This is a genomic window from Peribacillus alkalitolerans (genome assembly GCF_010882125.1).
Classification (GTDB): domain Bacteria; phylum Bacillota; class Bacilli; order Bacillales; family DSM-1321; genus Bacillus_BN; species Bacillus_BN alkalitolerans.
Genome location: NZ_JAAGVZ010000003.1, coordinates 43,027 through 64,334 on the forward strand (window position 1 = coordinate 43,027; position 21,308 = coordinate 64,334).

Below are 21,308 nucleotides of genomic sequence, written 5' to 3' on the forward strand. Positions count from 1 at the left end.
AATTTCACCACTTTTTATGGGAATTGTCGTAAAAAAATTACCCTTTAAAACATAGAAAAAACCAACCGTCATAAAAGTTGGTTTTGGTTATAATAGGGAGGGATCAAGATCCAGTCCTTTCTAATCATTAATTCCTTTAATGTCAAGGCAAAGGTAACTTTCATCATTTGATATTTCATAAACATATACCCTACATCGGTCCGCACAGCTTCAGTTATTCCACGAGTTGCTGCATTGATTCCCACTACTAAATTATAAGCCAAGAAATTCGCGATTTCTTCATCCGTCATTTTTGCTCCCTCAGGAACAGAGCGATAATCCCCAATCGTTTTTTCCGGAGTTGTTTCTGGTAAAGGAACTCCTTCTTTTCGGAGAAATTCCTTCAGTTCTTCAATCATCGGCCGATGTACGTTTTCAATGACATCCTTTAACTTTTCTTTTAATTCCTCATCTTGTACTAGATTATAGGATATTTGGTCGCCTCTTAACGTCTGTTCCGTACCAGTCAAATAAAACCAAAGATTCATTACTTCCCCAACATGTAATGGCTTTTTTTCACCATCCAACAATGGTAGGAATGCATCTTTCAAAACTTCAAATGGATTCATAACAACACTCTCTTTATAGGTTATATTCCCTATAATTTTCCCCATAAAATAGAAATTATCCGCTTAAACATGTTTAAATTTTGTTTACTTTGGTGAAAATAACCCTATTCTGCATTTCATCAACCTATTAATAGTCCAACGATTAAAAATCAACACTGTAAAGAAAAAGTATAAATAAAAGTCACTCATTTCTTCAAAACGATTTTTCTATACATCCCGTTAAACAAAACTGGTTGGTCTTCAACTTTATGTAATTTATAAGCACAGTTACGTAGTAATCTTTCAAAGGAGATGCCAATATCCGTTCCCAGCACACCAATTATGGGTCGAATGATTGTTTTTGATAAAGATAGTCTTTCTCCTGGAGACAGGAATTTATCAAACACTATAATTTTCCCTTCTTCCTTTGTTACCCTAGCCATTTCTTGAAAAGCCCTGTCAGAATCGGGTACGACACTAAGCAATAAACTTGCGACCACATAATTAAACGATTGTTCTTCAAATTGAAGGTTTTGTGCGTCCATTTGTATGAATCTAATAGATGAATTCGGAAATTTCTTTTTGGCTTGTTCTAGCATATCTTCGGAGTAATCGATCGCGGTGATATCAAGTTCATTGGATGGAATCTGTAATAAATCAACACCCGTTCCCACTCCTACGAATAGGATTTTATCTTCATGTTTAAAAGGGATATCCGAAAAAACGGCCTCCCTTGCCTTTCGAAACGGTCCAGCATTGAAAAAATAATCATAGATAGGTGACCACATCTTGTAAATCACCTTGTTCCAGGAATTGTTCATGGAGATTCTCCTCTTTTTTCGTAATTCGGTAATATGTATGGGTGATTCGGTAATATCTCGTTGAGCTACGGGTATAGCCAAATTCCGTTAATTTGATAATATATGATCCCTTTTGGTAATGAGAGTCCTCTATTTGATAAAATATGGGTCCGGTTTGATAATAAACATTGTAGATTTGATAAAATACTCACTCCAGACCACAATTTACTCTCCTTACAGAAGAAAAAAAGCCCAAAAAGTCATAGATTCCGACCTTTTGGGCTTTTTTCTAGCGTTCTTTCACACGTAATAGTCGTAAACTATTAAGCGTGACAAGCAAAGTGGCACCCATATCGGCAAAAATGGCGATCCATAATGTAAGCCAACCTGGGATGACAAGAATCAGTGCAAGTAGTTTGATGGCTATAGAAAATATAATGTTTTGTTTGATGATCCAAAGTGCTTTTCGACTTAGTTTTATGGTAAAAGGTAGTTTTCTTAAATCGTCACCCATCAGGGCAATATCTGCTGTTTCAAGGGCAGTGTCCGTTCCTGCTCCTCCCATTGCAATGCCAACTGTTGCAGATGCCAATGCAGGTGCATCATTGACTCCATCTCCAACCATGGCAACTTTCCCATATTGGTTTCGTAACTTTTTAATGAAAGATAGCTTTTCCTCTGGCATCAGCTCTGCTTGAATATCCGAAACTCCGATTTGTTTTCCAATTTCATTTGCTGTTCCTTGATTGTCTCCTGTCAGCATAACCGTCTTTTTCAAACCGAGCTCATGCAATTGACGAATGACTTCCCTACTGCTATCGCGAACTACATCAGCGACAGCTACTAAAGCCAGCAATTGATTTTTAACCCCGATAAGCATCACAGTTTTTCCTTGGTTTTGAAGCTGGGTGATTTCATTTTGATATTCACCAGTGTCAAACATTTTTGGGCTACCTATCCTATAAGTGACCCCATTGATGTTCCCTTGAATTCCTCTACCCGTAATAGATGTAAAATCCTCTACCTCAGTATTTTTGTACTGAATGGCATCCTCTTTAGCTTTTTTCATAATGGCTGAAGCTAGTGGATGCTGGGAACGAGATTCCAGAGCAGCGATGATTGCAAGAAGTTCGTCAGGTTCACCACTCCGAACAATGTAATCGGTCACAACGGGTATCCCTTTTGTTAAAGTACCAGTTTTGTCAAAGGCGATCGCATTCAATGCACCTGCTTCTTCAAGATGAATGCCACCCTTGATTAAAACGCCGTTACTCGCGGCATTACCGATGGCTGTCACGATTGATACAGGAGTCGATACAACCAGCGCACAAGGGCAACCCACCACCAATACTGCAAGACCTTGATAAATCCATTCGCTCCAATTTCCGTTTAAAAATAACGGAGGATATATCGCCACAAGTGCGGCAATTATCATAATTACCGGCGTATAATACTTGGCGAAGCGATCCACAAATGCCTGAGAAGGTGCTCGTTCTGCCTGTGCCTCCTCGACCAAATGAATAATTTTGGCTATCGCCGTGTCATAGACAAGTTTCGTTACCATGACCTCCAATAATCCTTCACTATTCAGAGTTCCTGCAAACACTTCATCATCGATGGTTTTTTCAACGGGCACAGATTCACCTGTTATGGCAGCCTGATTAATCGCAGATGATCCTTTAACCACCCTTCCATCCATCGCAACCTTTTGTCCTGGCTTGACGATCATGACGTCACCAATTCGAATTTCATCCACTGGTATGGGAGTTTCAACTCCATTGCGTCGAACAACCGCTTCCTGAGGTGCAATGTCCATTAACGAGCGGATTGACTGGCGCGCTTTGTCCATTGAATATCGCTCAAGTGCCTCACTGATAGCGAACAAAATCACAACCACCGCTCCTTCGCTCCATTCTCCGATAAACACCGCACCAATAATAGCGATAGTCATTAAAGATTTCATATCAAATTGAAGACGAAGTAGATTATTTAGTCCCGCTTTAAATAAGGAATATCCTCCAGTTAGTATCGTCAATAAAAATAATACTATGGAAGAAACATGGTCTTCCCCGAACGAATATTGAAATGCATAGCCAATGGTTAATAATAGCGCCGACAATAATACAACGGCATTCCTTTTCAAAAAAGGCTCATTTGTTGCTAAATCTTTCGCTTTTTCAGGGAGAATTCGTAATTTCTCGAAAGCCCCTGCTTTTTCAATTTCGTCAACGGTGGTGTTCCCAAATACCGTAATTTTCGAAGCTCCAAAATTCACTTGCGCGTCCAAAACACCCTCCAGGTGCTTCACGTTCTTTTCGAACGTCTTCGCACAGCCTGCTCAAGACAAGCCTTGAATACGGTAAATGGTACTTTGCTCTGATAACGGTTTAGCATCACTCATTGTTGATCACCTCCCGCTGATGTTCAAAAGCCAATTGGATGATATTCTTAAAGTGCTCATTATTTATAGAATAATAAACGAGCTTTCCTTCTTTTCGGATAGCCGCAAGACCTAAATTTTTTAACAGTCTAAGGTGATGGGAGGCAGTTGCTGTAGTCGATTTGATGATAGTCGCCACATCACATACACAAAGCTCCTCTTCTACCGTGAGTGCATAAGCGATTTTAAGACGGTTCTCATCCGACAGTGCTTTAAATAAGGAAGAAACGTTAGCTGTATCTTCCTTATGCAATCTATTCTGAACCCTTTCCACTTGCTCCTCATGGATACAATTCAATTCACAAACATCCTGATGCTTCATTGACTATCCCTCACATTCAAACCATCTTTTGATTGAATTATATTCAAGTATATGTTTGAACGTCAATATTTAGATGCAACCTTTATTTTATTTTCTATAAACAAAGATGATAAAATGTAACCAATTTAGTTTTCACGGAGGATTATATGATTTCTACATTACTACTATTTATTTTTGCTGGGATAGCTGAAATTGGCGGTGGCTACTTAATCTGGCAATGGTTACGAGAGGGTAAGCCTTTTTATTTCGGAGTTCTGGGTGGGATAAGTTTAGCCTTATATGGAGTGATCGCCACTTTTCAGTCCTTCCCTACATTTGGGCGAGTCTATGCAGCATATGGCGGAGTCTTCATCGTCCTCTCCGTTCTTTGGGGTTGGGGAGTGGATAAAAAAACACCTGATTTTTATGATTGGGTGGGCGCTTTAGTATGTATTGTTGGAGTATCAATTATGTTGTGGGGTCCTAGGAACTAATGGCATCATTGCGAACATATGATTACCTTTTTCTATGGTTATTGATGAAAACGGGCATCATTGAGCTTCTATGATTACCTTTTTTCATGATTTGAATAGCAAAACTGGCAACTTAGAAAATGTTTGATGGCCGTGATTGGTAAGGAAACAAAAAAAGGGAACCAACTGTACCATGGTTCCTGTCGGCGATATCGCACCGCTTCAGCTTATATGATAAAAGCACCGTTCAACATCAACATTAAAGATATCGCAAGAATCAGTACTATGCATGATACTCCAATGAACAACCATTTTTTACTTTGCCTTCTTCTTAGTATCTTATATCCAGCGATTGGACAGATGAATGCAATAATCAATAAAATCACGGCAATTGCTTCATTCATGTTTACCTCCTCCTTTTCACCACAACTAATTTTGTTTACCTAGCGCAACATTTATTTATATTCTATGCTTACAAGGGCAAACTGACATCATATTTTAAAAAATAATGTTTATCCTCCTACTCGAAAGGGAAACTAAAAAGTAAATAAAAAACTAATTTGGAGGTAATAAATATGACTCACCATGATGTACACAAAACAAATGAGACAGTCAAAGAATCAGGTAGCTATATTTGTGCAGCGGGCACAAAACAAGAATTCCAACAAGGTGATTCCTTCACTGTTTGTCCAGTCACAGGCGAAGAAACAACCTGGCGCCATGCAAACCATACCCACAATACCGGTGATGAGGTTACTGAATCAGGTGGTTATGTAGATAAAGATGGTGAACAAATCGAACTTAAAATAGGTGATACATTCCCGAATTGTCCAAAATCAGGACAACCTACGGAATGGAAGCATGCATAATAAAAATGGCCAATCCATCTATGTGGATTGGCCATTTTTGCTAAAATAAAGTTCCTGTATTTACAATCTCAGCCTTAATCTTCGGTTCGATTTTGATTTTCTGATATTCTTCATTCCAATTCATTTCTTTCCAAAGATCAGGATATTTAGTAGAAATATCTCTTCCGATTCCCAGAACGTCTGAATTAGCCTCTTGAATGATATCAATAACCTCTTTTGCATCTTTTGTTAATTGAATAGAAATTTTTTTGTTTAGATCTTTTATATCAATTTCCTTTATAGATTTTTGTGGGTAATTTTGTATTCTTACTTTTATTCTAATATCCATTGAATAAGTGATTTGCTTACTTTGATCATCCACTTTAATATCAGTTTGTTTTTTTATTTTGTCTACAACCTTACTAACAGATTTTTCCTTTCCATTATTTTTAGGAATTTTTATGCTAATAATATTAGCAGTGGTTAGTTCATCCATTAATAGCAAAAGCATTGTGGATTCATTTAGATTTAAATGGGACCCTGAATATTTAGTCCCATTAAATAAAGCTATGCCCGCTAATTTTAATTGGTCTTTTGGATCCTTCTCGATATAAGGAATCATCATATCTTTTCCTGGATCAATCATTTTTGACCAAATTGAAAATAAATTAGTATCAGGAATTACACTTCCATCTTCTCCACTCTCAATCATTTCTAATAAATCAAACGCGATTGGGCTGACCTCTTGCTCTATAGAAAGAATATTATAGGCTTGTCCTTTTGTAACCATTATTTTTGCTCCAAGAAAACTTCCCTTATTCCGAAATACAGGATCTATAATTGGATAAATATTTTGTTTGGCTAGCTCTTCCCCAATCATAAGGATATATGCTTTATTTGCATCAATTTTACCAGGCATCATCATATTCAATTTTTGAGAGAGTTCAATAAGAGAAGATCCTTCTGCCTCTAACAGCTCGTCCTTAGCCTCAAATTGCCCTCCACCTTTATTTTTCAAACGTAAGAAGCGGACTGCTCCAAAAATTTCATCTTCCTTCCCTTGATCTAAACCTATTGCATCGATTAATGCCTTATCCACTAATGCTTGTTGATCCCAGCAACCGGTTAACAAAATAACAAATACTCCTATATTTAAACCAACTGACAACCTTTTCATAGATTTTCATCCATTTCTTTTTTTCTTAATATATAGGCAAATAATAATAAAACGGTTGGTAAAATAAAAACAAAACAGTAGGCGCCATACATAATCATTTTACTGAATTGATTAACTAATTTTTCATTTATTGGAATGAGTGAAATCAAAAAAATAACAATGCTATTTACTATTACCATTTTCCGATAGGTTTTTTTGTGTTTACTAATACTTTTACTAGCCATAAATAGATAGGCCACTATTGAGGTAGTCATTGGAACAATCCAAATCGAAACAAAAACCAAATCTAGACGATCAATGACTTTAAAAGCTAAACCTCTGAAAATAAACAGGATAGGTTCCCTAATATTTTTTAAGATTTCTGGGCTGAAACTGAGTAGAGTTACAAATGTAGAATAGGTATATAAGGTAGTTACACATAGGCTGGCAAACGTAAAGGTTTTAAAAACCCCCTTTTTTTTATTCAATATAAAAGGGAAGGAGAACAATAACATTTCTATACCTAACATTGAAATAATGGCATCATTAGAACCGAGAATGATATTTTTAATACCTGATTTACCAATTGGTAACACATAGCGAATATCTAATTCCTGTGTAAAATTCAAAAAGGATAATAAAATCAATAGGATTAATAGCGAAGTGGCTAAAGTAAAGAATCTAGCAATAATCTTCAAATCATCTATTGCTAAATAAACACTTGCTACTATAAGTAATAATGAAATAACCCAAGTTGGGGTTCCAGGTAATAGCCAAAGTTTTATTAACCTAACAACTATGATGACCACAAAACCGGCTGTTGAGAGGAAATAGATATAATAGAAAATATTGAGCATTCTACCAAGGAATTTCCCTGTGATTTTTACAGTAATCTCTGGAAGGATATACTTTGGAAATCTTTTTAGTAGTAACCAATAAATAACCAACATGATTTCGATTCCAATTCCGGCCAAAATGGTCGAAATCCAAGCATCACCATCAGCTGTTTTTTGGATAACGGACGGTAAGGATAATAATCCAATTCCGATTTGAGTTTGGACTAGTAAGAAAAATAACTGTAATTTTGAAATGGATTTATTGTCATTCATTCTTCTTCCACACCCTAGAATTCCATTGTTGTTTAACAAATTTCGGCTTTGAATCCGTTGGCCTATTTTTAAACATCCAAAACGGGAGTCTTATTACGGAATCCTTTAATTCACTTAATTTTAATGGAGATAAAGGAGCGAAATATGGTGTCCCAAAGGTCTCTAGTTTGCTGAGATGAATAAAAATCACCATATACGTAAATACGATTCCAAAAAAACCAAATAAAGCGGCAGCAACCATCATAGGAAAACCTAATAATCTTACACTCGTCCCCATCTCCTCTATAGGTACCACGAAGGATGCAATAGCTGTAAAACCTATGACGACTATCATGGTATTGGAAACAATATTGGCTTGTACAACAGCTGTCCCGATTACCAACCCACCGACAATCCCAATCGTCTGAGCAACTGAAGATGGTAGACGAATAGAGGCTTCTTTTAGTAATTCAAGAATGATCTGCATGACTACTGCTTCTAGAAAAGGAGGGAAAGGTACATATTGAACCCCAACTTTTACAGAATAGAGAATTCCAAGAGGAAGGACCTCAGAATGAAACGAAACTATAGCAATATAGATTGCTGGAAAACTAATAGCTATAAGAAAGCTCATCATCCTAATCAATCTAAAAAAGGATGCTATCATCCACCTGCTCTCATAGTCATCGGGTGATTGATAAAAAGCAAAAAAAGTGATGGGTAGAATTAACACCCTTGGGTCCCCATCGACCACAATAATTACTTTTCCTTCATTTAGATAAGATGTGACCCTGTCAGGTCTCTCTGTTAATAAAATCTGTGGAAAAGGAGAGAATGTATTATCCTCTATCAGCTCTTGAAAGGCACCTGATGATGCTAACTTATCAACCTTTATGCTAGAAATTCGTTTCTCAATTTCCATAATGATGTTCTGATTAGTAAGTGAATCTAAATAGGTTAGGGCAAGTCTTCTATTGGAAATACTCCCTATGGTAAAATATTTTACTTTTATTAGTTGGTTTTTCATCCTTTTTCTGATTAAATATAAATTTGTTTGCAAGCTCTCAGTAAAACCTTCATGTGAACCTTTTATCGTTTTTTCATTGACAGGTTCCTCAATTGAACGACCTTCTGTTTTGGAAACTGGTGCCATATAAATGACTGCTTTATTTCCCTCTAAAATTAAGCAATGTCCTGTAATCAAACCATCAATTACTTCAAACATTACTGAAGCCTTTAATAATTGTATGGAACTTACAATCTGTTCAATGGAGCCAGTTACTTCTTTTAAAATCGGTCCTATTATTTTTTCGTTTATTTGCTCCTCTTCTACCATCGTTTCTAAATACATCAAACAGCATAGTTGCCCATTGAAAATAAGCTCTTTTATGATTAGGTCTTCTGTATCACTCATGAGCTCTCTAATGCGTGTTATATTTTTTTGAAAATGATGAGATGTTAATTCAATTGATGGTTCGGTTTTTTCAGTTGTAGAATCATTTTTTCCCCAGAATTTCATCCTTATCTTCACCCTAAAAAGTATTTCTCCTATTTTTTCACAAGTTGGAAGAAAATATTCTTCTTGGTAGGTAATAGTAAACATTTCATTGAATCTTCATTTTTCAAAATTAATCTTAAGAGTTGTTTAAGAAACTCTTCATTTTTATATGATATAATCAATCTCGTGCTGTTAATTAATTGGAAAGCTTATTTATGTAAGGAGGAACATTGATTTGTGGGAAATTTTTGTTGCATTTATTTTAGGGCTTGTTGAAGGATTGACTGAATTCGCTCCAGTTTCGTCAACTGGGCATATGATTATCGTGGATGACCTTCTATTTAAATCAAAAGAAATATTCTCTCCTGAAGTGGCAAATACATTCAAGATTGTCATTCAATTGGGTTCAATATTAGCTGTTGTCATTGTGTTCAGAGATCGTTTTATGCAATTACTAGGTTTGAAGAAGAGTGAAACGAAAGATCGCAAGAATACATTAAAATTATCACAAGTGATTGTTGGTTTATTACCTGCGACCGTTCTTGGGTTTTTGTTTGATGATTACATTGATGAGCATCTATTCTCAATTAATACGGTTTTAATCGGATTAGTTGTTGGTGCCATTTTGATGATAGTCGCAGATTGGTTAAGACCTAAGCAAGCAAAAGTGGAAAGTGTGGATGGCATTTCCTATAAACAGGCTATTGCGATTGGTCTATTTCAATGTTTAGCTCTTTGGCCTGGGTTTTCAAGATCGGGGTCTACCATTTCGGGTGGGGTCTTGCTAGGCTTGAACCACAGAGCGGCTTCTGACTTTACCTTCATTATGGCTGTTCCAATCATGGCTGGCGCTAGTGGACTTTCCCTCCTAAAGAACTGGGAGTACTTCACAATTGATGCACTACCATTCTTCATCGCAGGATTCATTAGTGCGTTCGTCTTTGCACTTTTATCGATTAAATTCTTCTTGAAGCTAATCAACCGAATCAAGCTTGTCCCGTTCGCGATTTACAGACTTGTATTGGCTGCATTGATTTATGTAGTGTTCGTTATGTAAGTGAAAAAAAATCGTGCCAGTGTACTGATTACTGGCACGATTTTTTTTGATATTCTTACAATTAAACCTTAAACCTAGCAAATGGTTTTTTTAGGAAAATAAAAGAAGTTAACTAAGAACTAGAGGCGTTGATTGCAGCGAAGGGCGAACGCCCCCCGGAAAGCAAGCGCCAGGAGCGGAAATCAACCTTTTCGCCTACCATATATATCAAAAATGACAAAAGGTATCGAGAGAGCGTACTCTCGATACCTTTTGTCGACAATCTGAGAGCAACGAATATATATTTCGTTGCTCTTTAACAGTTCTTTTATTTATTGGGAAATATCTTTTGCAAAGCCTCTTTTAACTCTGGTTTCACTTTTATTCTTGGACGAATAGCTTTAGCCATTTCTTCTGCTTCATCAACTGAAGCAGCTTGTCCTAAAGATAAAAGCGTACCAATTGCAACCGTACCAGCCCTGTTACCCCCACCCCCACAGTGGAAATAAATCTTTTTACCACTTTTGTATGCATCCATCACTTCATTAATGGCTTTTTTCACCGATTCTTCTTGCTGGTCCGCATCATCAACAATTGGAACATGATAACGATTGTACGTCACATCGTTCTTAGGTGCTTCAGCTCTCAAATCAAATACTGTATCTACCTTTTCATTTTCTAGCACATCTTCAACGTCATTCACGCCGCCTATAAAGATTCTGTCTTTAATTAGCTCTTGATAATTTTTATTAGTCATTGTTTTTCTCCTTATTTTCCAGTTTTTGCGAAGCGCTCGATTCTTTCTCCGATTTCATCGCGTACACGTTGGAAGAATGCCCATTTCTCTTCTTCTGTACCTTCCGCCTTCGCAGGATCATCAAAGCCCCAATGCTCTCTTTTAACATTAGGTGGTGTAACAGGGCAATGGTCTGCTGCATGTCCACATAATGTCACGACTAAATCTGCATGATTTAGAATTTCTGGATCAATGGTATCTGATGTTTGATTTGAGATATCAATACCCGCTTCATTCATTACCTTTACTGCATTAGGATTTAAACCGTGAGCCTCAAGACCAGCGCTCTTTATGTACCACTCGTCACTTAGATGTTTTTTTGCCCATCCCTCAGCCATTTGGCTTCTGCAAGAATTCCCTGTACATAAAAAGTATATCGTTTTTTTTGCCAAATTGAACTCCCCTTTTTATGAAATAATAAGCAACCAAATATATAGACCAACCAGTGTGATAAATAAAGTAGGAATCGTTAAAATGATACCAGTTTTAAAATAAGTGCCCCATGAGATTTTTACACCTTTTAAGCTTAAAACGTGAAGCCATAACAAAGTGGCAAGAGAGCCAATTGGAGTGATTTTCGGTCCTAGGTCTGAACCAATCACATTTGCATAGACAAGCGCTTCTCTTACTAATGCAGTAGTGTCCGTATCTGCAATCGCCAATGCATCTATCATGACAGTCGGCATATTATTCATAACGGAGGATAAAATTGCTGCTATAAATCCCATGCCAATAGTGGCAGCGAACAAACCTTGGTCTGCAGTCACTTGAATTAAGTCTGATAGAACCGATGTTAGACCTGCATTTCTTAATCCATATACTACAACATACATTCCGACGGAGAAAAATACGACTGCCCATGGGGCACCTTTTATTACTTGTCTCGTATGAACTGCTGAACTTTTTCTAGCCATGAATAAAAAGAAAATTGCAACGATCCCAGCTACTAATGAAACCGGAATCTTTAATAGTTCACTAATAAAATAACCTGCTAACAGGATAGCTAATACTCCCCAAGACAACCTAAACATTTTATGATCTTTTATGGCTTCAGCTGGTTCCTTTAGATTTGAAAGCTTATAATCCTTTGGAATGCTTTTTCTGAAAAACAAATAAAGCACCAGGATGCTGGCACCTAGAGAAAACAAATTCGGAACAATCATCCTTGATGCATACTCGATAAAGCCAATGTTGAAATAACCGGCAGAAACGATGTTGACCAAGTTACTAACTATTAATGGCAATGAAGTTGTATCTGCGATGAATCCACTTGCCATGATAAACGGAAAGACCATTTTCTCTTCAAATTTTAAATTCCGAACCATCGCAAGAACGATCGGTGTTAAGATCAAGGCTGCACCATCATTGGAAAAAAATGCGGAAACGATCGCTCCTAAAAATGCTACATAAATGAACATGCCTATGCCTTTTCCTTTTGCTGCCCTCGCCATATGTAGAGCCGACCATTCAAAAAATCCAATTTCATCTAGAATTAATGAGATAATAATAATTGCGATAAACGTTAACGTTGCATTCCATACAATAGATGTCACATCCAATACGTCACCGAAATCAACAACTCTAGCTATTAATGATAGAACTGCTCCCCCCATGGCTGACCATCCAATCGAAAGCCCTTTTGGCTGCCAGATAACGAGGACTATTGTAATAAGAAAAATCAGTGATGCCAAAATTACAGAAGTCATGTACTCCTATGCTCCCCTTTACTCACAAGAAATGCGTAAACCTTGGACTTCCAACTCCGTCAATAAATGATTCTGATCCGTTAGTTGTCCCAATAAATTCGATACAAACGGGTAATGTTCATGGTCTTTGTTAATGGCATAGAAAATCCATTGCCCTCTGCGATTTTCTTTGACCAGGCCCGCATCACGAAGTTTACGAAGATGTTGGCTAATCGCAGGCTGACTTGTTTTAAAAATCTCTACAAATTCACACACACAGCAATCATTACTTGCTAACATTTTCATCATCGTCAAACGAGTCTTATCGCTAAGCAATTTCAATACTTGAGACGCATCTTGAATATCAACCGTCATTTTCACGTCCACGATGTCACCCCCTATTTCGCAAATCATTATATAATGATTTGCTTATATATTCAAACTAAAATGTTATCTATCCCTTTGAGTAGGTTCACTCCAGATAATAGTCTTTAACACTTGAAAAGGAATATCCAGTACCTTTGATAAGTTTTCTATTAAGGAATCCGTCGGATATACCTCTCCCTTTTCTAAGCGGTCCACCATATATAAATTAGTCCTAATCAGAACAGAGAATTTCTCACGAGTAAGTTTTTTGCGTTCTCTCTCAAGCTGGATAAACGCACCGTATTCTTTGCATGGTTTCTTTAACATCGCCATCCACCTCAAATATATTGTTAGTTATATGATAAACGGATTATGTGAAGGGATTATTAATTCGATATTAATATTTGTAAAAGGAGTAATAAATATTTGGATGGATTAGAGGCATGGTACCCTAGTAAGGGCCCTGCTGAGGTGAAGTTATTTTGACTTAGTTTATTATAGTGATTAATAGATTCGATTGTATTTTTGTGTTTTCGAATGTATTTTTGGGTTTTCGAATGTATTTTTGAGGTTTCGTTTGTATTTATACGATGTTCCATTGAATTTGGATTTTGAATGGTTGAGCAGATCCATTTACTAAGCTCCTGGGCATAATGATGAAAGAAATCCTCAATTTTTCATTGAAATAGACTTTTTGATGACCTTTTCACAGTTCTTCCCGCTATAAAAGGCAATATAAATTCAAACAAAAAAAGATGCCTATGATTGGGCACCTTATCATCAACGTTGAACTTCTTTTTTACTTGTACCTACACTCTCAATTCCCTTTTTGATTACTTTCCATAGAAATAATTTAGGAATTTCGCGGCCTTTAAAATATGTAAATAAATAGCACCCCAGAATGACGATACCGCTTCCGATTGCTTGGATCCTTGTCATTTGTTCCCCTAAAAAGATATACGCCAAAATAGCAGTAAAAATCGGATTGAAGTTTAAGAAAATCCCTGATGTTGTCGCCCCTAGTTTCTGAACACCGATATTCCAAAATAACATACACAATACGGTCGATACGACTCCTGTATAGAGAATGGATGTGAGGAATGAAGAGTTCAAATTGGTTACTGTAAAATTGGTTACGTTGAACGGGAGTAGTACCATAAGTCCAAATATTCCTGAGTAAAAAGTGGACATTAGTGGAGATGTCACTCTAGATGCCCATTTACTCGAAACAGAATAGATTCCCCAGATGCAAACCGCGATGATCATCCATACATCACCTGTATTGAAATCTAATGAACATAACAAATTTAATTCACCTTTTAATAGAAAAAGAATAACTCCAAAGAGCGATAGAATCATTGAGAAAATTTGTAGTGGATTCATTTTTTCCTTTAGAACGAGAAACGAAAAAACAGCGATGGAAATGGCATTCAGGGTAGAAATTAAACCCACATTAGTTGCAGATGTTTTTTCTAATGCCCAAAACTGAAAAAGGTTAAAAAGAGCTACTCCTGATATTCCCATGATCAATAAAGGCAGGAACGCGGCTTTAGGTGGGAATAGCTTCTTTTCCTTCCACCAAACGAGTGGAAATAAACAGACAATCGCAATCCCCCACCTTAAAGTAGTCAAAGTCATTGGTGAAGCATGTGCTACAAGAGATTTTCCAACTACAAAATTCCCACCCCATAAAAAACTCGTCAATATCAGCAACAACATATAAAAAATCGGCATATTCAAAAACTCCCATTCCAATTTCACTGCTGTTGATTTTGTGAAATTCAAGTATTGTTATATAAATTTTAACACCCACCTTTATTTCACCATATATTATTTTGTATAATATAATTAATTCAAAATAATCAAAAGGAAAATACATAAATCAAGGAATTTTATTCATCCCACCCGCCAAAATCATCTCATTTACCGAATAATCGAAAGGGAGTATATGCTATGGAATCTATAGGAAGCAAAATTTTAGACGAGGTCGATCTTCAAATATTGGATACTCTGCAAAAAGATGCCCAATTAAGCAATGCAGAGCTTGCAAGGAGTGTGAACCTATCCCCTCCAGCTACACATGCCAGGGTTAAACGTCTTGAAATCGAAGGCTATATCGATCGGCAAGTCGCGATCCTGAATCAAGAGAAGCTTGGTTTTGACTTGCTTTGTTTTATATTTATCAACACTAATATCCACCAATCGGACATGCTTGAGGTATTGGAGAAGGCATTAATGGAAATGCCGGAAGTTTTGGAGTGTCACTTGCTGACCGGAGAGTATGACTACCTTTTAAAAGTCGCCAATAAAGATCGTAAGGAATTAGAGAATTTTATTCGAAAGTTAAACCAGCTTGGCATCTCACGAATTCAGACGAGTTTAGCATTAAGAGAAATAAAATACTCAACTGCACTTCCCCTATGAAAAAAATAACCATCTTAATGTTGAGTAAACATTAAAATGGTTTTTTCTCAATAGGAAAATAACTCATGGACCCGTTTTCTAAAGGTCGTATAATTATGTACGGCATCCTCAATAACTAAAAACCTTGTATTTGGAACCTTCTCTTTCAAAATCTCATATACGGCTTGATTGGAAGCTAAAAATTCTCGGTTCACTTCCTCGTTATTTACGGCTTCCTTAGTGCCAGAGTCCATATAAAAACTTTCAATTAAGGACAAATCGGAATTCTGCAATAGTTGTTCGATTTCCTCCTGGTTTCGCCAAAAAGCGGAAGATAGGACAATAATGTTTTTGAAAATGTGTGGATACTGGCAAGCAGCATAAGTAGAAATCAGTCCCCCTAAGGAGATTCCCGCCATGGAGGTCCGGTCCACAATAGTTGGGTACTTATTATCAATAAGTGGCTTCAATTCAGAAACTATAAAGTCTACGTACTGCTTTCCTTTCCCACCAACTGTACTGACTTCACCCAAAATCCTTTTACTGTATTCACCCTGGACCCACGGACAATACTCATTGATTCTTTCCTCACTGTTTTGGTCAATGGCCACCACGATCACTTCCAACTCATTTTGATCCAGGTAGTTCTCTAGATTCAAAGAGACTCCACCAATTGCCCCTTCGTCTTGAAAAACATTTTGACCATCGTGCATATATAAAACGGGATATCTCTTCTCAGTCATTTCATAGTTTTTAGGCAAATAGACTCGAATCATCCGTTCTTTTTTAAATGATGTCATATTGACAGTGAAAATTTCTAACACTTTAATCCCTCCATCTTTTTTAAAAAAATATTACCATAAATTTCATAATAGTTGTTTCGGTAAATTCTGATTCTATAGATAATTACTTCTATGAATTTTAATAGGTAGTTCCGATAAACAATAAAATCAACGCTCAGATTAATAATCTGAGCGTTGATTTATTAATAGATATCCAAGTGTTATTTAATTCGTTCTTTTAGTTTTCCTCTTTATTATCGGAACTATTTAGAATTTCGAGCATCCATTGTTTTATTTATCTTGCAATCTTTTCAAAATGGTAGTGAGAGTTTGGTCCAAGGATCTTAATTCTTCAAGACTCATCGTCATGTTCTCTAATAAATTGGAAGGAATGCATTCCGCTTTATGCTTCATTTCTTCCCCTTTTTTAGTAAGAGTGATGATGACATTTCTTTCATCTTCAGCTGATCTTTTACGCTCAACAAGATGATTGGCTTCCATTCTTTTTAACATAGGTGTTAAAGTGCCCGAATCTAGAAATAACCTCTGACCTAGCTCTTTAACCGTCGCTGAATTTTTCTCCCAAAGGACTAGTAGCACTAAGTATTGAGGATATGTAACATCTAATTCCTCAAGCAATCCTCTATACAATTTCGTGATTTCCCGTTCGGCTGTATAGATTTTAAAACAAATTTGATTTTCGAGTTTTAATTTGTCCATGTCTATTTCCTTTCAACCATTATGTTTCTCCATTATATAACAAGAATCTAGAATTCCAAAAACACAATTCAATTGTACTCAATTTAATTGTTGACTTACAATACACTCTATTGTACCATTCGATTGTACACGATTTAATTTTATAAAATATAAAAAGGGAGAGATATAACATGGAAAAATTATTTACAGCTCGCGCTACAGCACAAGGTGGAAGATTAGGAACGGTTAAAAGTGATGATGGAACTATTGATCTTGCTCTGTCCATGCCAAAATCTTTAGGTGGGCAAGGCTTAGATAATGCAACCAATCCTGAACAACTATTTGCGGCTGGGTATGCATCATGTTTTGATAGTGCTTTAAATTTAGTAGCAAGACAATCAAGAAAGAGAATTGAATCAAAAGTTACGGCAGAAGTTTCCCTTGGAAAAGATACGGATGGAGGTTTCGGATTAGCTGTAGTTTTAAATGTTGCTGTTGATGGAGTTTCATTGGAAGAAGCTGAAGAATTGATCAAACTAGCACATGGTGTTTGCCCATATTCTAAGGCAATAAGAGGAAACATTGAAGTAGAATTGAAAACTAGCTTAATATAATTTGCTTCAACCACTCTTTCAAAGGGTGGTTTTCTTTTTTCGAGTTATTATTTTACGGAATTTCCCTATTGTTATACAATATAGAAAATCAAATCTATTATTTGCAGTATTTACCTTTTTCTACTCTTTTATTTTTAACTAATCAAAAAGGTGAGTGATGAAATGAGTATGGTCTATAATCAAGGCATCGATCTTAAAGAGTATTTTTCAAAAAATAAGCATGATTTTGAAGAGAGGCTTTTGTCAGAGGCTATAACGGTAAGAGAAAAGATTAAAGAGATTCAGCAAATTGGGAACATTAATCTCATAGAGAATGCACACAAATTAGTACTTTACGTCATAAATCAAAATGAAGAAGATTTGGTTTCATTTGCTGCTAACGAAGGCATCGTTTGGGCCAAATATCAAATGACATTATCTTTTAAACTCGAGTGGGTACAGGCGATAAGACGTACTCTTTGGCATTTTCTATATAGTTTTGATAATTTAAGTGAAGTACCTACCAATCGGGAAGAATTTTTCTCAACTGAGAAAACGATCAATCAATATTTCGATCTATTCTTAAACTGCTTTTTTATTAGTTATTCCAAATTTAAAGATGAATTGCTTGATGCGCAGAGAGAATTAGTCGCAAACCTTTCAGTCCCTATTATTCCTATTTCTCCAACAATCTGTATCTTACCGCTAATAGGTGCAATTGATTCTTATCGTTCAACTTCGATTGAAGAAAAAGTTTTGACTGAAATAGGCAAATTACATATCCAAACCTTAATTTTAGACCTTTCCGGAATAGCACAAATGGAAGCGATTGTTATCAATCACTTAAGTAAACTTATTGATGGGGTTTCAATGATGGGCTGCAAAGCAATCATTACAGGATTACGCCCTGAAATCGTAAGAAATATGATTAAACAAGGCTTTTCATTTGAGCAAAAAGCAGAAACGAAAGGCTCATTGCAACAAGCTTTAAAGGAATATGTTACGTTTAATTAAATAACTCGCCCATTGCGATCAAAAGAGTGCTGATGCACTATTACAATTTTCTTTAAATTGGCATTACTGTTAAAAAGGAGGCTGGCATGATTTCTATGCCAGCCTCCTTATCATTTATTTTAAACTCGCCCATTCTTTTTCGAAATTTGTAAATGGGTCATTTTTTCCGATCATATCTGGTTTAGACCATTTTTTATAGACGACATAAAGCGCATAGGCAGCCACTAAACCAATGATAGATGGAACATTCGAAATTGCTGCGATTAACATGATGATCCCGACAGTTGCCCACAGAATTTTCTTCATCGTACTCTCCTTTTTCAAAAACCCCTTTAACGCATAATATGCGATTGCTAATGAAATCACTAATCCAACAATAGGACCAAAGTTTGCCAACAACACAATTGCTGAAATTCCTCCAACAAGCAATAAACCCAATTTCTTCATAAGTTTCGCCCTCCTTTGTTATATTTCTATTTTATCTCGAAGATTGGCTGGCCATAATCGACCTCGGCTATATTTTGTGGTAAGACTGGAGACGTATTTATTGATTTTTTTTTCATAATAAAAAATCAAATGAATAAGGAGCTTTTAGATCAACATTAACATCATCAGAAATTTGTGCCTTGTGGGAACATTAAATGGTTTTTTATCCCATTATAGACAGATGTAATTAAAACTCAATATGTTTTTGAATTAGTCTAATAAAGTCTTCGAAGCATATATTATAGAGAGATGTGGCAAAGCCACCCCTCCTCCCTGACACCTTTACCAACATGAGGTACTGGTAACTTGGTTGCTATTTTCCAAAGGCCACCCCTGTATTATAGGGTGGTTTCTTTGTGTTTTTAAAAAGTTTCAAGATAATACTTTATATAAAATCCTAGTTATCTTATACTCTAACTAACCAACTTTTACCATTTTATACCACGAGGTGATGATTGAATGAATTATGTTAAAGTGACTTCGCTTCTTTTGTTGTCTATTTTACCTTTCTCGTTAATCGGTTATTGGTTTGCGGTAGATCATGAACATCTATTTTTCCTTTATGAAGGGGCACTTCTTTTCATCATACTTGCTACATTCTTCTTTGCAATAAAAGGAGTATCCAAGGATAAGAAAAACAAGTGGACTCTTATTTCCACATTAGGTTTTACTTTTCAAATGGCGATTCTCTTCCTTTTCCTTGGGCCATTTACACACTATGTTTTCATCCTCATCTATTATGTTGCCACAATAGTTGCCGCAATTATGATGATTATGTCCTTAAAAAAGATGCATAAAAATCGTTATTTGCCGATAACTTTTCTTGTCATATCGATTATTTCAACTTTATATGTGATTTTATTAAATAATCTCTGGGGGAGTAATTTAAGTTTTATCTTGTTTTAACCTGTTTTCAAGAAAAATCAAGTAGCTTTCACAAACTATTTAATCCAATGGATTGCCTGATGACCAATCAGAGGCTTTAGTGTCTTAAATATGAAAAGGAGAGTCCCTTTTTCAATAAAATGGGACACTCCTTTTTGGTGCCAGGCACCATCCAAAATATATAAGTAAACCATTCGGGCGAAGGTGACTAATAATGTTGTACATATTGGTAATGCTCTATAGGCAGTTCAAATATTTTTACCGTTCATTCCCTCTCTTGAAGTTCCCGGTCACTTTCGCCAAAATCAATTGTTCCTCTAGTTGATTTGTTGCGCGACCCATGCGTTCAATGAACTTGTCAGCTTCCTTACCTTTCAAGATCTTAATCTGTTTACCATTCCATTCGATGAAGACAGTATTATCTTTTGAAACTCTATAAGTAAAAACCTCATCATTAAACCGGTTTCGTTTATCTATTGGGCTCATGATTCACCTCTTAATTTTGAGTGATTCGAAATAAACCGTGTGGTGACAGGCGCTCCCTTAAGTTTTCAATAATCTCTTGGTTTGTCTGTTTCAATTCATCAGGGAAGTCCTGTAGCACGGAGCGTATGCCGAAATACGCTTTTACTTCTTTGTCCAAGAATAGATGATGGCGTAAAGTGGCATCTTGATTCATTTTCAATAGTTCTTCTATGAATTCAGCATGCGTGATCATATCTTCAGAGGCTAAATGAAAAATGCCTTTTAAATCATTTTCCATAATATAGCGAAGTTGCTTTGCAAGCATCGTATCCATGAGATTATTGAGTTCTAAATTGGTGTACACATCAACAGAATCTTTATTCGCTAGGCTTTCCTTCAGATGATTCAATCGTGGTGAATCAGTTCCCCACATCATGGGAATCCTGATGATTATTGCACGCTCTTGTAATGTGGATTGCAATATTTCTTCACATGCTATTTTGAATTTCCCATAATCCGATTGTGCGACAGGTTGGTCTTTTTCGGTGTGATGCTTCGAATAATCTCCATCGTATACATTGGCCGTAGAGAAGTAATAGACGCGGGATTGAAGGTCCTTCAGTTCATCCGCCAGAACTCTATGAAATTCTAATTGCTCATTAAAGTCGCCTCTTAAACATGAAATCACATAATTGGGTTTAATATTTTGAATCAATTCTTTGATCTTTTCGGTATCTTTCACTTCTAATTGAAACTGCTTATTTTCCGGTAGCGTTGACCCTTTGGAAAAATATGTCCCATATAATTCAAACACATCGCTGCATTCGTTGATAAATGCCTTACCGACTAAACCACTTGCACCTAAAATCAGTACTTTTTTCATACGACGACCTCCTTCTTATGTCCT

At 36.3% G+C, this 21,308-nt stretch carries 26 protein-coding genes; 7 read left to right on the forward strand and 19 right to left on the reverse strand.

Translation table 11 applies throughout. The features are described from left to right. Positions 1–68 precede the first annotated feature (68 nt). The 4 genes from G3O09_RS04560 to G3O09_RS04575 form a co-directional block, all read right to left on the reverse strand. The gene (locus tag G3O09_RS04560) at positions 69–608 is read right to left on the reverse strand and encodes a DUF3231 family protein (protein ID WP_163100312.1); all 540 of its coding nucleotides are present in this window, start codon (positions 606–608) and stop codon (positions 69–71) included. Between the two features lie 185 nt (positions 609–793). After that, positions 794–1,408, reverse strand: coding sequence for a class I SAM-dependent methyltransferase (locus G3O09_RS04565; RefSeq protein ID WP_163100313.1), 615 nt, complete (start codon positions 1,406–1,408; stop codon positions 794–796). A 268-nt stretch (positions 1,409–1,676) separates the two neighbouring features. After that, positions 1,677–3,788, reverse strand: coding sequence for a heavy metal translocating P-type ATPase (locus G3O09_RS04570; protein ID WP_163100314.1), 2,112 nt, complete (start codon positions 3,786–3,788; stop codon positions 1,677–1,679). Continuing rightward, the gene (locus tag G3O09_RS04575; RefSeq protein ID WP_163100315.1) at positions 3,781–4,149 is read right to left on the reverse strand and encodes an ArsR/SmtB family transcription factor; all 369 of its coding nucleotides are present in this window, start codon (positions 4,147–4,149) and stop codon (positions 3,781–3,783) included. Before G3O09_RS04575 ends, G3O09_RS04570 begins: the two co-directional genes overlap by 8 nt. A 146-nt stretch (positions 4,150–4,295) precedes the next feature. On the opposite strand from G3O09_RS04575, the gene G3O09_RS04580 reads away from it, so the two are divergent. Beyond that, a complete protein-coding gene (locus G3O09_RS04580; protein ID WP_163100316.1) occupies positions 4,296–4,622 on the forward strand; it encodes a YnfA family protein in 327 nt (108 codons plus the stop codon). Between the two features lie 206 nt (positions 4,623–4,828). Here G3O09_RS04580 and G3O09_RS04585 read toward each other — a convergent pair whose 3' ends face one another. Then, positions 4,829–5,005, reverse strand: a complete 177-nt coding sequence (locus G3O09_RS04585) for a hypothetical protein (protein ID WP_163100317.1) — start codon at positions 5,003–5,005, stop codon at positions 4,829–4,831. 171 nt (positions 5,006–5,176) lie between these two features. Here G3O09_RS04585 and G3O09_RS04590 point away from each other — a divergent pair, with 171 nt between their 5' ends. Next, the gene (locus tag G3O09_RS04590; protein WP_163100318.1) at positions 5,177–5,470 is read left to right on the forward strand and encodes a hypothetical protein; all 294 of its coding nucleotides are present in this window, start codon (positions 5,177–5,179) and stop codon (positions 5,468–5,470) included. Positions 5,471–5,510: 40 nt separating this feature from the next. Here G3O09_RS04590 and G3O09_RS04595 read toward each other — a convergent pair whose 3' ends face one another. The 3 genes from G3O09_RS04595 to G3O09_RS04605 are packed head-to-tail and all read right to left on the reverse strand — an operon-like array spanning position 5,511 to position 9,212. Then, entirely contained in the window at positions 5,511–6,626 is a 1,116-nt protein-coding gene (locus G3O09_RS04595) for a Ger(x)C family spore germination protein (protein WP_163100319.1), read from the reverse strand. After that, positions 6,623–7,714, reverse strand: coding sequence for a GerAB/ArcD/ProY family transporter (locus tag G3O09_RS04600; protein WP_163100320.1), 1,092 nt, complete (start codon positions 7,712–7,714; stop codon positions 6,623–6,625). Before G3O09_RS04600 ends, G3O09_RS04595 begins: the two co-directional genes overlap by 4 nt. Continuing rightward, positions 7,707–9,212 carry a spore germination protein gene (locus tag G3O09_RS04605; RefSeq protein ID WP_163100321.1) on the reverse strand — a complete coding sequence of 502 codons (1,506 nt, stop codon included), beginning with the start codon at positions 9,210–9,212 and terminating at the stop codon, positions 7,707–7,709. The genes G3O09_RS04600 and G3O09_RS04605 overlap by 8 nt, the downstream gene beginning before the upstream one ends. A 208-nt stretch (positions 9,213–9,420) precedes the next feature. Between G3O09_RS04605 and G3O09_RS04610 the strand changes: the two genes are divergently transcribed. Beyond that, on the forward strand, positions 9,421–10,248 hold the full coding sequence (locus tag G3O09_RS04610; RefSeq protein ID WP_275898300.1) for an undecaprenyl-diphosphate phosphatase: 828 nt from the start codon (positions 9,421–9,423) through the stop codon (positions 10,246–10,248). 307 nt (positions 10,249–10,555) lie between these two features. Here the strand turns inward: G3O09_RS04610 and G3O09_RS04615 are convergent, their stop codons facing one another. The 6 genes from G3O09_RS04615 to G3O09_RS04640 form a co-directional block, all read right to left on the reverse strand. After that, entirely contained in the window at positions 10,556–10,984 is a 429-nt protein-coding gene (locus tag G3O09_RS04615; RefSeq protein ID WP_163100323.1) for a protein-tyrosine phosphatase family protein, read from the reverse strand. 11 nt (positions 10,985–10,995) lie between these two features. Beyond that, the gene (gene arsC, locus G3O09_RS04620) at positions 10,996–11,415 is read right to left on the reverse strand and encodes an arsenate reductase (thioredoxin) (RefSeq protein ID WP_163100324.1); all 420 of its coding nucleotides are present in this window, start codon (positions 11,413–11,415) and stop codon (positions 10,996–10,998) included. A 15-nt stretch (positions 11,416–11,430) separates the two neighbouring features. Then, entirely contained in the window at positions 11,431–12,729 is a 1,299-nt protein-coding gene (locus G3O09_RS04625) for an arsenic transporter (protein WP_163100325.1), read from the reverse strand. A gap of 18 nt (positions 12,730–12,747) precedes the next feature. Beyond that, positions 12,748–13,083, reverse strand: a complete 336-nt coding sequence (locus G3O09_RS04630; protein WP_420850330.1) for an ArsR/SmtB family transcription factor — start codon at positions 13,081–13,083, stop codon at positions 12,748–12,750. Positions 13,084–13,158: 75 nt separating this feature from the next. Further along, positions 13,159–13,401: a helix-turn-helix domain-containing protein gene (locus tag G3O09_RS04635; RefSeq protein WP_163100326.1), complete on the reverse strand. Its 243-nt coding sequence runs from the start codon at positions 13,399–13,401 to the stop codon at positions 13,159–13,161. Between the two features lie 453 nt (positions 13,402–13,854). After that, positions 13,855–14,808: a DMT family transporter gene (locus tag G3O09_RS04640; RefSeq protein ID WP_163100327.1), complete on the reverse strand. Its 954-nt coding sequence runs from the start codon at positions 14,806–14,808 to the stop codon at positions 13,855–13,857. Positions 14,809–15,027: 219 nt separating this feature from the next. Here G3O09_RS04640 and G3O09_RS04645 point away from each other — a divergent pair, with 219 nt between their 5' ends. After that, positions 15,028–15,498, forward strand: coding sequence for an Lrp/AsnC family transcriptional regulator (locus G3O09_RS04645; RefSeq protein WP_163100328.1), 471 nt, complete (start codon positions 15,028–15,030; stop codon positions 15,496–15,498). A gap of 47 nt (positions 15,499–15,545) precedes the next feature. On the opposite strand, the gene G3O09_RS04650 is transcribed toward G3O09_RS04645, so the two are convergent. Further along, a complete protein-coding gene (locus G3O09_RS04650; RefSeq protein ID WP_163100329.1) occupies positions 15,546–16,301 on the reverse strand; it encodes an alpha/beta hydrolase in 756 nt (251 codons plus the stop codon). Positions 16,302–16,550: 249 nt separating this feature from the next. Then, a complete protein-coding gene (locus G3O09_RS04655) occupies positions 16,551–16,979 on the reverse strand; it encodes a MarR family winged helix-turn-helix transcriptional regulator (protein WP_163100330.1) in 429 nt (142 codons plus the stop codon). 170 nt (positions 16,980–17,149) lie between these two features. On the opposite strand from G3O09_RS04655, the gene G3O09_RS04660 reads away from it, so the two are divergent. After that, complete coding sequence (locus G3O09_RS04660; RefSeq protein WP_163100331.1) at positions 17,150–17,572, forward strand: organic hydroperoxide resistance protein; 423 nt, start codon at positions 17,150–17,152, stop codon at positions 17,570–17,572. A 162-nt stretch (positions 17,573–17,734) separates the two neighbouring features. Further along, positions 17,735–18,565, forward strand: a complete 831-nt coding sequence (locus G3O09_RS04665) for an STAS domain-containing protein (RefSeq protein WP_163100332.1) — start codon at positions 17,735–17,737, stop codon at positions 18,563–18,565. A 114-nt stretch (positions 18,566–18,679) separates the two neighbouring features. On the opposite strand, the gene G3O09_RS04670 is transcribed toward G3O09_RS04665, so the two are convergent. Continuing rightward, on the reverse strand, positions 18,680–19,012 hold the full coding sequence (locus G3O09_RS04670) for a lmo0954 family membrane protein (RefSeq protein WP_163100333.1): 333 nt from the start codon (positions 19,010–19,012) through the stop codon (positions 18,680–18,682). Between the two features lie 498 nt (positions 19,013–19,510). On the opposite strand from G3O09_RS04670, the gene G3O09_RS04675 reads away from it, so the two are divergent. Then, on the forward strand, positions 19,511–19,957 hold the full coding sequence (locus G3O09_RS04675; RefSeq protein ID WP_163100334.1) for a hypothetical protein: 447 nt from the start codon (positions 19,511–19,513) through the stop codon (positions 19,955–19,957). A gap of 237 nt (positions 19,958–20,194) precedes the next feature. On the opposite strand, the gene G3O09_RS04680 is transcribed toward G3O09_RS04675, so the two are convergent. Both G3O09_RS04680 and G3O09_RS04685 read right to left on the reverse strand, forming a co-directional pair. Continuing rightward, complete coding sequence (locus tag G3O09_RS04680; RefSeq protein ID WP_163100335.1) at positions 20,195–20,422, reverse strand: hypothetical protein; 228 nt, start codon at positions 20,420–20,422, stop codon at positions 20,195–20,197. A gap of 10 nt (positions 20,423–20,432) precedes the next feature. Continuing rightward, the gene (locus G3O09_RS04685) at positions 20,433–21,284 is read right to left on the reverse strand and encodes a sugar nucleotide-binding protein (RefSeq protein ID WP_163100336.1); all 852 of its coding nucleotides are present in this window, start codon (positions 21,282–21,284) and stop codon (positions 20,433–20,435) included. Positions 21,285–21,308 lie beyond the last annotated feature (24 nt).

Excerpts from the sequence above, each read along its gene's own strand:
- G3O09_RS04560 (WP_163100312.1), bottom strand. The coding sequence starts at position 608 with ATGAATCCATTTGAAGTTTTGAAAGATGCATTCCTACCATTGTTGGAT.
- G3O09_RS04565 (WP_163100313.1), bottom strand. The coding sequence starts at position 1,408 with ATGAACAATTCCTGGAACAAGGTGATTTACAAGATGTGGTCACCTATC.
- G3O09_RS04575 (WP_163100315.1), bottom strand. The coding sequence starts at position 4,149 with ATGAAGCATCAGGATGTTTGTGAATTGAATTGTATCCATGAGGAGCAA.
- G3O09_RS04580 (WP_163100316.1), top strand. The coding sequence starts at position 4,296 with ATGATTTCTACATTACTACTATTTATTTTTGCTGGGATAGCTGAAATT.
- G3O09_RS04585 (WP_163100317.1), bottom strand. The coding sequence starts at position 5,005 with ATGAATGAAGCAATTGCCGTGATTTTATTGATTATTGCATTCATCTGT.
- G3O09_RS04590 (WP_163100318.1), top strand. The coding sequence starts at position 5,177 with ATGACTCACCATGATGTACACAAAACAAATGAGACAGTCAAAGAATCA.
- G3O09_RS04595 (WP_163100319.1), bottom strand. The coding sequence starts at position 6,626 with ATGAAAAGGTTGTCAGTTGGTTTAAATATAGGAGTATTTGTTATTTTG.
- G3O09_RS04600 (WP_163100320.1), bottom strand. The coding sequence starts at position 7,714 with ATGAATGACAATAAATCCATTTCAAAATTACAGTTATTTTTCTTACTA.
- G3O09_RS04605 (WP_163100321.1), bottom strand. The coding sequence starts at position 9,212 with ATGAAATTCTGGGGAAAAAATGATTCTACAACTGAAAAAACCGAACCA.
- G3O09_RS04615 (WP_163100323.1), bottom strand. The coding sequence starts at position 10,984 with ATGACTAATAAAAATTATCAAGAGCTAATTAAAGACAGAATCTTTATA.
- G3O09_RS04625 (WP_163100325.1), bottom strand. The coding sequence starts at position 12,729 with ATGACTTCTGTAATTTTGGCATCACTGATTTTTCTTATTACAATAGTC.
- G3O09_RS04630 (WP_420850330.1), bottom strand. The coding sequence starts at position 13,083 with ATGACGGTTGATATTCAAGATGCGTCTCAAGTATTGAAATTGCTTAGC.
- G3O09_RS04635 (WP_163100326.1), bottom strand. The coding sequence starts at position 13,401 with ATGTTAAAGAAACCATGCAAAGAATACGGTGCGTTTATCCAGCTTGAG.
- G3O09_RS04640 (WP_163100327.1), bottom strand. The coding sequence starts at position 14,808 with ATGCCGATTTTTTATATGTTGTTGCTGATATTGACGAGTTTTTTATGG.
- G3O09_RS04645 (WP_163100328.1), top strand. The coding sequence starts at position 15,028 with ATGGAATCTATAGGAAGCAAAATTTTAGACGAGGTCGATCTTCAAATA.
- G3O09_RS04655 (WP_163100330.1), bottom strand. The coding sequence starts at position 16,979 with ATGGACAAATTAAAACTCGAAAATCAAATTTGTTTTAAAATCTATACA.
- G3O09_RS04660 (WP_163100331.1), top strand. The coding sequence starts at position 17,150 with ATGGAAAAATTATTTACAGCTCGCGCTACAGCACAAGGTGGAAGATTA.
- G3O09_RS04665 (WP_163100332.1), top strand. The coding sequence starts at position 17,735 with ATGAGTATGGTCTATAATCAAGGCATCGATCTTAAAGAGTATTTTTCA.
- G3O09_RS04670 (WP_163100333.1), bottom strand. The coding sequence starts at position 19,012 with ATGAAGAAATTGGGTTTATTGCTTGTTGGAGGAATTTCAGCAATTGTG.
- G3O09_RS04675 (WP_163100334.1), top strand. The coding sequence starts at position 19,511 with ATGAATTATGTTAAAGTGACTTCGCTTCTTTTGTTGTCTATTTTACCT.
- G3O09_RS04680 (WP_163100335.1), bottom strand. The coding sequence starts at position 20,422 with ATGAGCCCAATAGATAAACGAAACCGGTTTAATGATGAGGTTTTTACT.
- G3O09_RS04685 (WP_163100336.1), bottom strand. The coding sequence starts at position 21,284 with ATGAAAAAAGTACTGATTTTAGGTGCAAGTGGTTTAGTCGGTAAGGCA.